Origin of the sequence: Acrocarpospora catenulata (genome assembly GCF_018476525.1) — a bacterium.
GTDB lineage: Bacteria > Actinomycetota > Actinomycetes > Streptosporangiales > Streptosporangiaceae > Acrocarpospora > Acrocarpospora catenulata.
In genome coordinates this window covers 95,522-110,738 of the sequence record NZ_JAHCST010000006.1, presented here as the reverse complement: position 1 = coordinate 110,738, position 15,217 = coordinate 95,522, and the positions used below count along the sequence as shown (strand labels likewise).

The 15,217-nt window shown below is 69.8% G+C and carries 13 protein-coding genes; 12 read left to right on the top strand and 1 reads right to left on the bottom strand.

The window, feature by feature from the left end; translation table 11 throughout:
* The first annotated feature begins 95 nt into the window (after positions 1–95).
* From KIP79_RS08330 to KIP79_RS08300, 7 genes are all read left to right on the top strand, one after another.
* Entirely contained in the window at positions 96–1,211 is a 1,116-nt protein-coding gene (locus tag KIP79_RS08330; protein WP_214104108.1) for an ABC transporter substrate-binding protein, read from the top strand.
* Positions 1,208–2,035 carry an ABC transporter ATP-binding protein gene (locus KIP79_RS08325; RefSeq protein ID WP_214104107.1) on the top strand — a complete coding sequence of 276 codons (828 nt, stop codon included), beginning with the start codon at positions 1,208–1,210 and terminating at the stop codon, positions 2,033–2,035. The genes KIP79_RS08330 and KIP79_RS08325 overlap by 4 nt, the downstream gene beginning before the upstream one ends.
* A complete protein-coding gene (locus KIP79_RS08320) occupies positions 2,032–2,928 on the top strand; it encodes an ABC transporter permease (RefSeq protein WP_214104106.1) in 897 nt (298 codons plus the stop codon). The genes KIP79_RS08325 and KIP79_RS08320 overlap by 4 nt, the downstream gene beginning before the upstream one ends.
* Positions 2,929–3,121: 193 nt before the next feature.
* Complete coding sequence (locus tag KIP79_RS08315; protein ID WP_214104105.1) at positions 3,122–4,348, top strand: TetR-type transcription factor C-terminal domain-containing protein; 1,227 nt, start codon at positions 3,122–3,124, stop codon at positions 4,346–4,348.
* 150 nt (positions 4,349–4,498) lie between these two features.
* On the top strand, positions 4,499–5,065 hold the full coding sequence (locus tag KIP79_RS08310) for a hypothetical protein (protein ID WP_214104104.1): 567 nt from the start codon (positions 4,499–4,501) through the stop codon (positions 5,063–5,065).
* A 208-nt stretch (positions 5,066–5,273) separates the two neighbouring features.
* On the top strand, positions 5,274–6,275 hold the full coding sequence (locus KIP79_RS08305; protein ID WP_214104103.1) for an MDR family NADP-dependent oxidoreductase: 1,002 nt from the start codon (positions 5,274–5,276) through the stop codon (positions 6,273–6,275).
* Between the two features lie 17 nt (positions 6,276–6,292).
* Positions 6,293–6,682, top strand: a complete 390-nt coding sequence (locus KIP79_RS08300; protein WP_214104102.1) for a MerR family transcriptional regulator — start codon at positions 6,293–6,295, stop codon at positions 6,680–6,682.
* A gap of 102 nt (positions 6,683–6,784) precedes the next feature.
* On the opposite strand, the gene KIP79_RS08295 is transcribed toward KIP79_RS08300, so the two are convergent.
* Positions 6,785–8,200, bottom strand: a complete 1,416-nt coding sequence (locus KIP79_RS08295; protein WP_214104101.1) for an MFS transporter — start codon at positions 8,198–8,200, stop codon at positions 6,785–6,787.
* Positions 8,201–8,297: 97 nt separating this feature from the next.
* On the opposite strand from KIP79_RS08295, the gene KIP79_RS08290 reads away from it, so the two are divergent.
* The 5 genes from KIP79_RS08290 (at position 8,298) to KIP79_RS08270 (ending at position 15,214) form a co-directional block, all read left to right on the top strand.
* Positions 8,298–8,726 (top strand): MarR family winged helix-turn-helix transcriptional regulator, encoded by a 429-nt coding sequence (locus KIP79_RS08290; RefSeq protein WP_214104100.1) that lies wholly within the window; start codon positions 8,298–8,300, stop codon positions 8,724–8,726.
* Positions 8,727–8,948: 222 nt separating this feature from the next.
* Complete coding sequence (locus KIP79_RS08285) at positions 8,949–10,310, top strand: GntR family transcriptional regulator (protein ID WP_214104099.1); 1,362 nt, start codon at positions 8,949–8,951, stop codon at positions 10,308–10,310.
* A 59-nt stretch (positions 10,311–10,369) separates the two neighbouring features.
* On the top strand, positions 10,370–12,082 hold the full coding sequence (locus KIP79_RS08280) for an ABC transporter ATP-binding protein (protein WP_214104098.1): 1,713 nt from the start codon (positions 10,370–10,372) through the stop codon (positions 12,080–12,082).
* Positions 12,079–13,938, top strand: a complete 1,860-nt coding sequence (locus KIP79_RS08275; RefSeq protein ID WP_214104097.1) for an ABC transporter ATP-binding protein — start codon at positions 12,079–12,081, stop codon at positions 13,936–13,938. The genes KIP79_RS08280 and KIP79_RS08275 overlap by 4 nt, the downstream gene beginning before the upstream one ends.
* Positions 13,939–14,239: 301 nt before the next feature.
* Positions 14,240–15,214: an ABC transporter permease gene (locus KIP79_RS08270; RefSeq protein WP_214104096.1), complete on the top strand. Its 975-nt coding sequence runs from the start codon at positions 14,240–14,242 to the stop codon at positions 15,212–15,214.
* Positions 15,215–15,217 lie beyond the last annotated feature (3 nt).

The window sequence follows — 15,217 nt, the reverse complement described above, 5'->3', positions numbered from 1 at the left end:
ATCTGCGGCTGTGTCTACACTCACCGTCAAGTATACATCGGCTGGCCCGGGAACCTGAAAGTCGCTCCCCCCGGTGGAGCAGTGAGGAATAACCGATGTTGGATTCCGTTAAGCGTGTGGCCCTCGCCGGATTCGCCGGCGTCCTGGTGCTGGGCGGGCTGGCGGCGTGCGGGTCAAGTGACTCGGAAGCGCCGAAGATCACCTCGGCGCAGGCAAGCGACAGCGCTGATCCCCTGGCCCCCAGGCCGCTGTCCCAGCGGACCACGGTGACCATGGCACAGGTGGGGGCGATCATCTCCAACCTGCCCGTGTACGTCGCCGACGCCAAGGGCGAACTGGAGAAGGAGAACATCGAGCTGAAGCTCGAGACCATCGGGATCCCCGACAACCTGCTGGTCGTGGAGCGTGGCGACGCCGACTTCACCAACGGCACCGTCTCGGCCGGCATCCTGAACTTCCAGGCGAGCGGCAAGAACGTCCGCCTGGCCTTCCCCGGCGGCACCACGCGGCCCGAGTCCAAGTTCGGTCTGTGGGTGTCGAAGAAGGTCGCCGGTGATGACGGCGTCGTCCAACCTGAGGAACTCAAGGGCCTGAAGATCTACGGCCCCTCGGGCCCGAACGTCAGTCTCTACTACTACCTGGAGCCGATCAACGCGAAGGCCGGGGACGGCGCGAAGATCACGCCCCAGGACGTCACGCTCGAAACACTCGCGGCCGCCGACGTCGCAACCGCCCTCACCAACGGCTCGATCGACGCAGGCCTCGTCCTCGACCCCTTCTGGCTGACCCTCAAGGAGAACGACTGCTGCGTCTGGGTGTCGGGCAAACCCGAGTACCCGGTCTCCGCCTACCTGTACGGCCCGTCGCTGCTGGAGAAGGAGCCGCAGGTCGGCCTCGCACTGACCAGGGCCCTCACCCGTACCGTCCGTGACCACCTCCAGGGCGACTGGACGAAGGACCAGGAAATCGTGAAGATCGCGAGCAAGTACACCGGTCAGCCCGGCGACACCCTCGTCAAGCTGCCCTCGGACGACTACGGCACCGGCGACCCCGCCCAGATGGCCGCGCGGCTGGACCAGCGTTACCTCGACGGCGCCCAGTCGGAGTTCGCCGCACGCAAGGTCGCCGGCTCCGCGATGCTCAACTACGACAAGCCGCTGGAGTACGCCTCCGTCTTCTACGACGGATTCCTGAAGGAACTGGCCGGATGAGCGTGATCGCGCACTCGGAGGCCGGGGTCAAGGTGCGGGTCGAAGGGGTCTCGAAAGTCTTCCCGCACAAGGCCGCGCCGGTCCAGGCGCTGGACGCCGTGGATCTCACCATCGGCGAGGGCGAGTTCGTCTGCATGGTGGGTCCCTCGGGCTGCGGGAAGTCGACCCTGCTGCGCATCGTCGCCGACCTGATGAAGCCCAGCACCGGCCAGGTCGAGGTGTCCCACGTCGACCCGGCCCGCCCATGGCGCTCGGTGGTGTTCCAGGACTACGGCATCTTCCCGTGGAAGACCGTCGCCCACAACGTACGCCTCGGCCTCCAACTCAACGGGGTGCCCAAGAAGAGGAGCGCGGAGCTGGCCGAGGCCTGGCTCGATCGTGTCGGCCTGGCCGACTTCGCCGACGTGCTGCCGGACACCCTGTCGGGCGGAATGCGCCAGCGGGTCTCGGTGGCACGGGCTTTCGCGCTGGAGCCCGAACTCCTCCTCATGGACGAGCCGTTCGCAGCCCTGGACATCCAGCTCCGCACGATCATGCAAGACGAGCTCGTGGCCCTGTGGCAGACGCAGCGGCGCTCGGTCCTGTTCATCACCCACAACCTGGACGAGGCCATCTACCTCGGCGACCGGGTGGTCCTGATGAGTTCGCGTCCCGGCCGAGTGGTCGCCGACTTCCCCGTGCCCTTCGAACGCCCGCGTGACCCGCGGATCCGGGGCTCGGCGGAGTTCGCCGAGCTCGAACAGCGCATCTGGGATCTGCTGCGGGTCGAGGTGGAGAAGGCGCTGCCCGGCACGATGAAGACCGGCACGAGGGATTCGCGATGACTGAAGTGAGGAGCGAGACGGTCAGCGATCCGGCCGGGCTCGGAGTGCCCGATGGCCAGGAGCGTGCGCGGACGGTGCGGGTCGTGCCGGGCCCACGGGAACGCGATCTGAAGGGGTCCGTGCGTCGCAGGCGCCGGCTGGACAACGTCCTGCGCTGGGGGACCCCGGTCATCCTGGTGATGTTGTGGCAGCTCACAGCCGTCAACGAGCTCATCGACCGCAACTTCTTCCCCGCGCCCACCGACGTGGCGGTCGAGGCCAGACGGCTGATCGAAGAGGGCATCCTGTGGGAACACCTGTGGGGTTCCGTCCGGCGCATCCTCGAAGGCACGGCCCTGGGGGCGCTGCTGGGGGTGACGATCGGCATGTGTCTCGGCTCGGTGCGGTCGCTGCGTGTGGCGATCGGGCCGATCATCAGTGCCCTTTACACGGTCCCCAAGCTCGCGGTCCTGCCGCTGCTGCTGCTCATCTTCGGCCTGGGGGAGCGGCCCGCCATCCTGCTCATCATGATCGCGGTCTTCTTCGTGGTCTGCATCTCGACGACGGCGGCGGTCCTGGAGGTTCCGAAGGGGTACCACGAGGCGTTCAACTCCATGAGCGTCTCCCGGGTCAGGCGGTTCCAGCACGTGATCATTCCGGCGGCCATGCCGGGCATCGTCGTCTCGCTGCGAATCAGCGCGGGAATGGCGGTCCTGGTGGCGATCGGCGTCGAGTTCGTCCACGGGGACAACGGGCTTGGATTCCTGATCTGGCAATCCTGGCAGCTGTTCCTCGCGCCGCGGATGTATGTCGGAATCGTCACCGTCGCACTGTTCGGTGTCGCCTTCCAGGGGGCGATCACCTTCCTCGGTCGCCGGTTGACACCCTGGATCCCGAGCGTCAGCGGGCGGTGAGGCTCCCGGAAGAGCCTGATGAACCACATGCCGGCGGTGCGGCGACGGCCCGCCGCCGGCACATCGTGCTGACTGGATCGGGTTGGGATTACCCTATGCTGGTTGATGGAACCAGCCACCGGAACGGAGGCTTGTCGCCCCCAACACAGCAAACGGAGATGCCGTCGTTGTCGTCTCGAACAGGAGCGGGCTCATGACGGTTGCGCGTCGCTCGGCGAATCGAATTCCGGCTGAGGAAAGACGGCAGCAGATTCTCGAATGCGCGACCGAGCTGTTCGCTCTCCAGGGTTTCGATTCGACGACCATGGATGACATCGCGCGGGCGGCCAAAATAACCAAGCGCACACTCTACCGATACGTGACCTCCAAGGAAGAGTTGCTTTTCGAGCTGCACGACAGCTTCACGGTGCAGCAGCTCTTCCCTCAGGCCACCGACAACGGTGACCCCGTCGATCTGCTGGTGGCGTTCATCTCCCGCCACGTGCAGATGGTCGCCGAACACCCGACCGCGATCGGAGTGTTCTTCGGAGAGCGCAAGCATCTCAGCGAGAAGAACGCCAAACTCATCGAGCGGCGCCGCGACGACTACGAGTCCGCGGCGGTGTCCATCATCCGCATGGGGATCGACCAGGGCGAGTTCGTCGACGTCAACGCGCGGGTCGTGGCGCAGGCGATGCTCGGGGCGATGACCGAGATGCACCGCTGGTACCAGCCGGACGGCCCGCTGACGGTGCCCGGGATCGCCGAGCTGACCACCGACCTGTTCCTGCGCGGCGCCGCCGCGGACCGGAGCCAGGCGCTGCCCACCGCGTCGCCCGCGCCCCAGGTGACGACCTCGGCGGTGAACGCCGGCCGCCAGAAGGTAGTCGACGCGGCCACCAAGAGTTTCGCCCGGGCCGGATACCACGCGAGCTCGATCCGCGACCTCGCCGACGTGGCCGAGATCACCAAGGGCGCCGTGATGTACCACGCCGGCTACAAACACGATCTTCTTGAGGAGATCCACCGCAACACCTACAAGGACAGCATCGCGCAGTTGCAGTCGGCCCTGCGCGGGGTCCCCACGGATCCGGTGGCAATGCTGGTCGCGCTCATCCGTTCCCACACCGAGTTCGTCGCCGCCCGGCGCGACGCCATCGCAGTGATCAACGAGAACATGCGCTACCTGGAACCCATAGCCCACCGCAGCATCGACAAGCTGAACGTGCGATGGGTGGCCATCTTCCGTGACGTGATCGAGGCAGGGGTCGACTCCGGCCGACTGCGCCCACTGGACGCGGGCCTCATGACGCGCACCCTCATCGGCATGTTCAACTCCGCGGCCCGCTGGTACAACCCGACCGGCCGGTTGAGCCCCGCGGAACTCGCCGACATTTTCGCCCGCCTCTTCGTGCTCGGGCTGCTCTCGAACGGCGAGTGACGGGAGGGGCATCCGCTCGCGGGTGAGCCCACAGTTCCCTGGCGGTCTGCAGGAATTCGGCCGCGCGGCTGTAGCGGTCGACCTCGGCCGGATTTCATGTATTATCGATCTAATATACATGAAATACCGGTGCTGCCCAGGAGGTGGACCATGCCCACCAATCCCGCCACCCACCTGCACGAACACCGCTCCGGCAGCCCCGACGGTTTCGCCGCCCTCGCGGCAGCCCGCGCGCTGGCGAACGACCTGACCTCAGCCTCCTACCCGGCCGACGGGTACCGCATCGACCGCCTCCAGGACACCGGCCTCCTCGCTATCAAGATCGGCGATCCCGGCGTCAGCCCGCGCGTCCTCACCAGAATCGTCACGATCATCGCCACCGCGGATCCCGACCTCGCCCACTTCTACCGCGCCCACCTCCTCAACGCCGCCGGCAGCGCCCACTCCTCCGGTTCCCTGGCCCTGCTCCTGCTCACCGCCATCGAACTGGGCGCCGCGAAACGCGCGCTGACCGGACCCGACACCTACCCGGCCTGGTCCGAACACGGCTACTGGAAACCCGCCCCCACAACCGAACGATCCACCGACCGCACCGCCGGCCTCCACGCCGTCGAAGCCCTCCTCGACACCGCGAGCGCCACCCTCGACTCGACGGCCATCGCCCACGTTCACGGCCAGGCGATGAGAGCCGTCGCCGGCCTCACCCGCGTCCGTTGAGGGAGATCGTCGAGGCCGCACCTGCGGAAGGTGAGCACGAGTACCCACGCCGGCCGAGGGCGCAGGCGAGGATGACGGCCGACTCTGTGATCAACCTGCCATCCGCTCTGCGGGCACCCTTGCTCTTGACGTGCGGGTCAAGGGTTAGGGTCGCCACGCCCTTTCGACCCGTACATCCGAGGAGCGGAGTATGCCGTCCCTTCCGCAAGTGTCAAGAGAAGTCCGGCTCGTCACCGTGCCGGACGGGCTGCCCAAGCCAGAGCATTTCGTGGTCGCCGAGGTCCCGCTGCCTGTGCCGGACAAGGGCCAGGTGCTGGTCCGCAATCGCTTCTTCCAGGTCTTCGCCGCGCTTCGCACATTGATCAGCGGGAGCGCGAAGGGCACGCCCATGCCGCCGCTGCGCCCCGGCGACACCCTGCTCGGACCCGCGATCGGGGAGGTCGTGTCGACCACCGGGGATGACGGGCCGCAGGCGGGCGACCTGGTCTCCCACTGGCTGGGCTGGCGCGAGTACGCGGTTGTGCCGGTCGGCCAGGTCAAGCTGCTGGGCGACGCGCTGCCCGACCCCGTCGCGCATCTGGGCCAGGGCGGGCTCGCCTACGCGGCGCTGACCAGAGATGCCGAGGTCAGATCGGGCGATACGGTGTTCGTTTCGGGTGCCGCGGGCGCGGTCGGCTCGCTGGCCGGGCAGATCGCCCGGCTGCTCGGCGCCGGTCAGGTGATCGGCAGCACCAGCTCCCAGGAGAAGGCTGATCGGCTGACCTCTGAACTGGGGTACGACGCGGCCGTGATCCGCGGCACGGCGACGATCGAGGAGCAGCTGGCGAAGGCCGCCCCCGACGGCATCGACGTCTACCTGGACAACGTCGGCGGCGACCACCTCCAGGCGGCGCTCGCCGTGGCCCGGCCCGGTGCCCGGTTCGTCCTGGTCGGTGCGCTGTCCGGGCAGATGTCACGCCACGGAACGGGTGGCACGGCGCCCGTCGAGCTCGACATCTACCAGCTGATCCTCAAGCGGATCTCCATACAAGCCTTCCAAGGCCGCGATGAGCAGGCGCGATCCCAGTGGCTCGAACGCTTCGGCGGCTGGCTACGCGCGGGCGACATCACGTTCCCGCACGTTCGGGTAGCGGGCATTGATTCCGCGCCGCAAGCGTTGCGGGAACTGATCGATGGACGGCATTTCGGGACCGTCATCGTCGAACTGTAGGACTTCTGGGAGGACTGATGCGCATCGGCGACGCCGCCGCCGCGGCGGGCACCACGCCCCGGGCACTCCGCTTCTACGAGCAGCGCGGGCTGCTGCCTCCACCCCCGCGCACGTTGACCGGCCAACGTGAGTACGGGCAGAGCGAGGTAGCCCGCGTCCGTATCATCCGCGAACTGCTGTCACTCGGGCTCACCATCGAGGACGTACGCACCTGCGCCGATCGCCTGCACCTCCTGGAGGGCGACACGCTGCCGCCGCGTGGCGGCCCCGGCTGCTCCACTGCGAACCGCGTGGTGGAACGCAGGCTCACCGCCCTCGACGAAGAGATCGCCCGCCTGTCCCGAGTGCGCGAACAACTCGCCGCTCGAGCCGGAGTCGAGGTAGACGCGACGACCGGCCGTGGTTGAGCCCGGATGGTGCCCGAGCTTGCCCGCTGCGGCATCCCGCCGGAGACGATCACCGCCATGACGGTAGGCGAGCCCGCCTGGTTGCTCGACCGATCCTGAGCCTCATGCGCGGACGCGCCGACGTACGGCGAACGGCGAGACGACCGCCCCGACGGCCGCGACGGCGGCGCCCAGCCAGAACAGGGCCGCGAAGGCGGAGTCGGGCACCGCCGCGGCGCGGCCGGAGACGGTCGAGGCGATGACGGCGGCGGCGAGCTGGCTGCCGATGACGCTGCCCACGGTGCGGATGATGTTGTTGATGCCGTTGGCGGTGCCCGTGCGGGCCGGCGGCACGACGTCGGCGATCAGCTTGGGCAGCGCCCCCATGACGAGCCCGGACCCCACCCCGACAACCGTGTAGAACACCAGGTGGTGCCAGTACGCGTCATGCGCGAGGGCGAGCGGCGCCGCCCCGGCGGTGAACAGCAGGAATCCGCCCGCCAGCGGCCAGCGCGGGCCGAGCGTCGCCGAGATCCGCCCGATCGCCATACCCGCCGGGATGATGGCCAGCATGCCCGGCAGCATCAGCAGGCCCGCCACAGTGACCGAGGCGCCGAAACCGGTACCTTCGGCTCCCGGTTCCTGCTGGGCCAGCAGCGGCATCGCCAGGTAGAAGAAGTAGGAGCCGGCGCCGAACAGCAGGGCGGCGGCGTGCGTGGCCAGCATCGGCGGATCGGTCAGCTCGCCGATGTCGATGAGCGCGTCGTCCCTGCGCCGCTCCACCGCGACGAGCGCGGCGAACAGCAGCAGGCCGAGCCCGAACAGGCCGAGCACCCACGCCGAGGTCCACCCCCATGAGGGACCCTGGGTGAGGGCGAGCAGTATCGAGACCAGGCCGAAGGCGAGCAGGGCGGCCCCGGGCAGGTCGAGGCGGCCCGGCGCGGTGTGGTGGTGGGCGGGCACCCACCGCCCCACCAGCACCAGGCTGACCAGCGCCAGGGCGGCGCCCAGAACGAACAGGTACCGCCAGGACAGGAGGTCGGCCAGCAACCCGCCGACCACCAGCCCGGCGCCGGCCCCGGCTCCGACGATGCCGGAGACCAGCCCCATCCCGTACGGCAGCCGGTCCCGGGGCAGTGCCTCGCGCAGGATCGCCATCGACAGCGGCACCACCGCCAGCGCCGCACCCTGCACGACCCGGGCGGCGATGAGCTGGCCGATGTTCTGTGCCAGCGCCGCGCCGGTCATTCCCACCGCGTACGCGACGAGCACGCCGACCATCACCCGACGCCTGCCGTACATGTCACCCAGGCGGCCCAGGAGCGGGGTGAGCACGGCGCTGGAGAGCAGGAACGCGCTGAGGATCCAGGCCGACCAGGTCGGCGTCGTCCGCAGTTCCCTGGTGAGCAGGCCGAGCGCGGGGACCACCGCCGTCTGCATGAGTGCGTAGCCGAAAACCGCCGTGACGAGTGCCGCCAGGACCCCGTTGCCGCTGTTGACACGGCCGGGTGGGCGCTCCGTCGGAGTGGGTGCGATCACGACCCCTCCCTAGTTCGCATCACGAATAGTTGGTACTGCGAACTAGATTAGTTAGGACTACGAACCATCGTCAACTAGACTCGTATCGGGAGGTGCCATGATCGACACGACGGTCGAGTCGGAGTTCGCCACCGCGCTGGTGCGGATGTCCCACCTGGTGCAGTACGTGTTCGTCGATGTCAGCCGCGAGCACGGCATCACCCCGCAGCAGGCGCAGCTGCTGTGCATGCTGATCGGCGGCCCGCTCGGCATGTCGGAGCTCAGCCGCCTCCTGCACCTGGAGAAGTCAAGCCTTTCCGGCCTCGTGGACCGGGTGGAGCGCCGCGATCTCGTCACCCGCGTCGGCGACCCCCGCGACCGCCGCACCTGCCAGGCCGGCCTGACCCCCGCGGGCGAACAACTCGCCCGCGACGTGCACAACGAGATCTCCGCGAGACTCGACGCGATGGGCCAGACCCTCCCGGACGCCGACAGGCGGCACGCCACCGCCGCCATCACGGCCCTGCTCGCCCAGCACACCCGCTGAACAGTCGGCCGCCCCAGGACGCCCAGTCCAAACATAATTCTTATTGTTTGATTGTGATGTCCCAGGCGCCGCCCGCTGTGCACCAGCCAGTTCTGGGATTCTGCTGGTAAAGGGTTGAAGAGCCGATCGCCCTGTGGTTGTGTTTGCTACGAATGCGCCGATAGGGCGATTCAATGTTTGTATGGCAATTTTATGTTTGGAAAATATGTTTGCGGGGGGCGAATGGAGAGTCAGGTCATCTCCGCGGACTGGCTGGCGCACCGGATCGCCGCTACCAGCGCGCGGGAGGTGAGCACTGGTCTGGCCCGCCTCATCGACTCCGGCGAGGTGCCGGCCGGGGCGCGGCTGCCCACCATCCGCTCGCTCGCGGCCACGCTGAACGCGAAGGTGAGCACGGTGACCGACGCATGGGTGCTGCTGCGCCACGACGGGTTGGTCGAGACCAGCCGGCGGGGCGGCACCCGGGTCATCGGCCCGCGAGAGCGGGGATCGTCCACCGCCGCCGCGACGCCGTTCGCGGGCTGGGCCGCGGTCGAACTGATCCACGCGCTCCCCGACGTCGCGCTGGTGCCGCCGACGGCGGGGATCTTCGCCGCCGCGGTCGACCCGGGGCGCGCCATGGACCACACGTGTGTGATCGACCGGGTGCTGCGCTCACGGTTGGCGGAGTCCTGGCCGTTCCCCGCCGACTCCTTCGCCGCGCTTCCGAGCGGCTACGCGGCGCTGCGGATGACCGTGCGCGCGGCGCTGGCCGGGCGCACGGGGGTGGTCGCGGCGCAGACACCGGGGCTGCTGCGCACCGCCAGCGTGATCAGGGAAGTCTCCGGCCGCGCGCTCGCGGTCGACGGTGACGAGCAGGGTCCGCTCCCGGAATCACTGGACCGGGCCCTGCGCGCCGGCGCCGAGATCTTCGTCTACCAGCCCTGTGGTCAGGTGCCGCTGGGCGTCAGCCTCACCCCCGAGCGCCGCGACGCGCTGGCCGACGTCATCGCCGGCCACGGCGCCCGTACGCTGATCGTCGAGGAGGACGCCGCTGCGGGGCTGTTCCGCGGTGCGACCCTGGGGGCGCGCTTCCCGGAGCGTACGGTGCGCATCAGCCAGTACTGGCGGGCGTTCGGCGGCGATCTCGCGGTCACCGTCGTCGGCGGCGCTCCGGCGGTCGTCGACCGCCTGCGCGAGGAGCAGCGGGGGAGCGGGGTGCGGGTCGGCGGACTGCTGCAGAGCGTGCTGGCCAGCCTGCTGGCCGATCGTGACGCCTGGGCGCGGGCGGCGGCGGCAGGCGAGGTCTACACGCGGCGTCACGCCGCCCTGCAGCGGGCCCTGCGCCGCCGTGACCTGCGGGTGTCCTCGCGCGGCGGGCTGTTCGCCTGGATCCCCGTCCGCGGGGAACTCGGTGCGGTGGCGGATCTCGCGGCGCTCGGGATCAGGGTCGTGGCCGGCGGCAACGCCTGGCTGGAACCGGACCCGGAGCCGCACATCCGCATCGCGACCACCCGGCTTCCCGACGATCCGAACCTGGTGGAGGACCTGGCCGCCGCCGTGGCCACAGTCGCCTCCGGCCTCGCGCTGGTGGATGTCGAATGACACCTGCGCGCCGATCGTTCACGGCATCGTTGCGGAGGGTCCTGCCGTATGCCAGGAGCGTGATTCCGCGGCTCGGTTTCGGCCTGGCGGCGGCGGTCTGCGCGGCGCTGCTGGGGCTGGCGATCCCGCAGGCCCTGCGGTGGATCGTCAACGACACGCTGACCGGCGGCGGCGAGCGGCGACTGTGGCTTGGCGTGGCGGTGGTGGCCGCGCTCGGCATCGGCGAGGCGGCGCTCATCGTGACCCGTCGCCGCACCCTGGTCGGACCGGGCACCCGGCTGGAGTCGGACCTGCGTGTGCTGCTCTTCAGCCACCTGTCCGACCTGCCGCTCTCGGTCCACGGCCGCTACAGCGGCGGGCAACTGCTCAGCCGCACCATCAGCGACGTGCGCCGATTCCGGCGATGGCTCATCTTCGGCCTGAGCCAGACCTGTGTGAACGCCATCACCATCGTCGCCGGCGTCGTGCTCATCCTGTGGATCGACTGGGTGCTGGGCCTGGTCTATCTTGTCGGCTCGGTCCCGGCGCTGGCGCTGAGCTTCCGCGCCCGGGGTAGGTACGCCGTGCTGTCCCGCCGCGCCCAGGACCAGGCCGGCGACCTGGCCGCCACCGTCGAGGAGGCGGTACACGGAATCCGGGTGCTCAAGGCGTTCGGCCGGGAACGCGACGCCCTCGACGGCTTCACCGAGCGGGCCGGCGCGCTGCGAAGAACCGAACTCGGCAAGGCCGGCCAACGGGCCGTCATGACCTTCGCCGTGACGGGGGTACCGGACATCCTGCTCGCAGCGCTGTTGTTCGCCGGTCTCCACGAGATCTCCACCGGCGACCTGACCGTCGGCGGCCTGCTCGCGATCTTCACGCTCACCGCGGTCATGGGCGGTCCGCTGGAGCGGCTGAGTGAACAGTTCGCGGTCTCGATGGAGGCGAAAACCGCTCTCGACCGGTTTCTGGAACTTCTCGACCACCGTCGCGGCATCGCGGACCCTGCCCAGCCGAGGCCCGTACCCGACGGTCGCGGCCAGGTCGTCTTCGACCGGGTGTCGTTCTCCTACGACGGCACGCAACCGCTCCTGCGCGACGTCGACCTCGTCATCGAGCCTGGGGAGACGCTGGCGCTCGTCGGGCTCACCGGCAGCGGCAAGTCCGCGATCGGCCAGCTCATTCCCCGGTTCTGGGAGGCGAGCGCCGGCGCGGTGCGGATCGACGGAGTGGACGTGCGCGAGCTGCGCCGCCACGATCTGCGCCGGCTGGTGGCGGTCGCGTTCGAGGAACCCGTCCTCTTCTCGGCATCGGTACGGGCGAACGTCACGCTCGGCGCGCCCGAGGCCACGGACGAGGAGCTGTGGGAGGCGTTGGAGATAGCGCACGCGGACTTCGTGCGGGAGTTACCCGACGGGCTCGACACCCGGATCGGCGAGGAGGGCATGAGCCTGTCCGGCGGTCAGCGGCAGCGGCTCTCGCTGGCGCGGGCGATCCTGTGCCGGCCGCGGGTGCTGGTCCTCGACGACCCGTTGTCGGCGCTGGACGTGCACACCGAGGCCGCCGTGTCGCGGCGGCTGCGGACGCGTCTGGCGGGCACCACCACGCTGCTCATCGCCGGCCGCCTGTCGAGCATCGCCCTCGCCGACCGGGTCGCGGTCCTGCACGGTGGGCGGATCGTGGCGACCGGTACGCACGACGACCTCGCCGCCGGCAGCGCCGTCTACCGGTCCATCGTCTACGGTGAGCCGCACGCCGCGGCACGACCGGCGCCGACCGTGGTGGGCACATGAGCCACGGTGCGCCGCCCGGGGTACCGAGCGTGGCCGACAGCGTGGCCGACGGCGTGGCCGATGAGGACCGGATCGAGCTCGACAAGGCGGCGAACCGTGCCGTGCGGCGGCGCTCCTTCCGGCTGCTCGGCAGCCTGCTGCGCCCGATGCGCGCCAGGGTCGCCCGGCTCGTCGCCGTCGTCGTGGCCGCCCAGGCGGCCCGGGCCAGTGGTCCGCTGCTCATCGCCGTCGGGGTCGACGAGGCACTGCCGCGACTGCGCGCCGGTGACGCGCGGTCCGCGCTGTGGTACGGCGCCGCGCTCGTGGCGGTGGGCCTGGCCGGCGGCGCGCTGAGCTGGCTGTCGATCCGGCTGACGGCCGCGGTGAGTCAGGCCGCGCTGCTCGACCTGCGGCGCCGGGTGTTCCGGCACTGCCAGCGGCTCGATCTCGACTTCCACGGAAGCTACACCTCCGGCCGGGCCATCGCCCGGCAGACCAGCGATGTCGACGACATCCGCGAACTGCTCGACACGGGTGCCGGCCAGCTCCTGTCCGGCCTGATGTTCATGCTCCTCAACGCGCTCCTTCTCCTGCTGCTCGACCCGCCGAGCGCGGCGGTCCTCGTCCTCGCGCTGGTGCCGGTGTTCGGCGTGACCCGGTGGTTCCACCGCGCGTCGCAGCGGCAGTACCGCACGTCGCGGACCGCCTCGGCCAACCTCATCGGGCATTTCGTGGAGACGATGGTCGGCATGCGGGCCGTACAGGCGTTCCGGCGCGAGCGCGGCGCGGCCACGGAGTACGCGGGCCTGTCGGAGGCGTTCCGGGACGCCGACATGCGGACCATCTCGCTCAACGGCGTCTATGATCCCGCGCTGGTCCTGATCGGCAATCTGACCGTCGCGGCGCTGCTGGCGATCGACGGTTACCGGATGCTCTCCGGTGAGCTCGCGATCGGCACGTTGATCGCCGCGGTCCTGTACGCCAAGCGGTCGTTCCAGCCGCTGGAGCAGATGGCGCGCTTCTACAACGCGCTGCAGGCGGCGGTGGCTTCGCTGGAGAAGATCTCCGGGTTGCTCGCGCGGCGCCCGGCCGTCGGCGAGCGCCCGGTTCCGGTCGCGCTGCCCACCGCGCGCGGCGAGATCGCCTTTGAGGGCGTGGTCTTCCGGTACCGCCCGGGCGTCGACACCGTGCCAGGGCTCGACCTGCGGGTCCCCGCGGGGCAGACCGTCGCGCTGGTCGGGGGGAGCGGTGCGGGCAAGTCCACGATCGCGCGGCTGCTCGCGCGCTTCTACGACGTCGCGGCGGGGCGCGTGCGGCTGGACGGGATCGACGTACGCGATCTGTCCTTCGCGGATCTGCGGCGGCACGTCCTGCTGGTGACGCAGGAGAGCTACCTGTTCAGCGGCTCCGTCGCCGACAACATCGCGCTGGGCAAGCCGGGCGCCACCCGGGACGAGATCGTCGCGGCGGCTCGCGCGGTCGGCTGCGACGGCTTCGTCCGCGCCCTGCCGGATGGCTACGACACCGAGGTCAACGCCAGGGGCGCCCGGCTCTCGGCCGGTCAGCGGCAGCTGGTCTGCTTCGCCCGCGCGTTCCTCGCCGACCCGACCGTGGTGGTCCTCGACGAGGCGACCAGCTCGCTCGACCTGGCCGGTGAGGCGGCGGTGCAGCATGCCCTGGTGCGGCTGCTCGAGGGCCGCACCGCCCTGATCATCGCGCACCGGCTGTCCACGGTGGAGATGGCCGATCGGGTGGTGGTGCTGCGCGACGGCCGGATCGTAGAAGACGGGTCGCCGGCGACGCTGCGGGAGCGGGGCGGCGACTTCGCGCGGATGTCTCACCATCCGAGAGGAAGAAACCAGAGTATTCCAATCTGATTTGTAGGGATATATGCTGATGACAGTTCGAGGAGGTGCGATGTTCATCCAGACGAAGCCGGGTGTGGGGCCGATCGGCCGCGCGCCCGACTCGTGCCGATGTCGGCTGCACCTCGCACCAACGTTCCGCCGCCGAGGCGGCCTGGCTTAGAGCTCCGCCGGATACCGGACCGGCGGTCGCCGCACACATTCCCGGCAGACCCTCTATCACGCTGACGCGCTCGCGTCCCGCAGGGACCATTGCCGGCCAAAAACCTACTTATCTGATTGGTTAAATCCTCTTTTGCGAGTGAGGTGCCCCATGACGCGCGTGCCGAAGGCAGTGCGCTGGTCCGACACCGTGCGCGTGCCGTTGTCAGGACGGTTCCTGCTCCGGCGCCTGCTGCAGGGCCTCCTGGCCGTCTGGATGGCGGTCACCGGCGCCTTCGTCTTCCTCAACGCGACCGGCAGCCCCGAACGCCTGGTCGCGCCGCCGGACGCCAGCCAGGAAGAGATCGACCGCATCGCCGCGGCGTACGGTTTCGACCAGCCGCTGCCGCGGCAGTACGTCGACTTCTTCGTGAAGACCTTCACCGGCAGCTTCCCCGACTCGGTGAACTACCACGTACCCGCCATCGACGTGGTCCTGGACGCGGTCCCCGCCACGGCGCTGCTCGGCTCCGTCGCCTTCGTGGCCGGCAACCTCCTCGGCCTGCTCATCGGATACGTCTCCGCGACGAGCCGCTGGTGGCCGCTCCGGTCGCTGCCGCTCGGGCTGAGCCGGATCGGGCATTCGCTGCCCGCCTTCTACCTGGCCCTGCTCCTGGTGATCCTGTTCAGCGTCCACCTGCGCGTGCTCCCCTCGGCGGGGTACGGCACCGTCGAGAACCTCATCCTGCCGGCGACGGTGCTGACGATCGGCGTGCTGCCGGGCGCCGCGCGCCTGTACCGGGCCCAGGTGCTGGAGACGGCGGGCGAGGATCACGTCATCACCGCGGTCGCCAAGGGGGTGAGCCGCAACCGGGTGCTGCTGCGCCACGTCGGCCTCAACGCGCTCGGCCCCGCGCTGTCGCTGATGGGCATCCAGCTCGGCGGGCTGATCGCCGGAGCCGTCACGATCGAGGTCATCTTCCGCTGGCCGGGGGTCGGCTCGATGCTGATCGACGCGGTCAACGACCGCGACTACTCCGTCGCGCTGACCGGCGTCCTGTTGGTCGCGGTCGCCTACATCCTGGCGACGCTGGTCACCGACATCCTGGCGGCGCTGGTCGACCCGCTCGCGAGCCGGAGGGCCTGACCA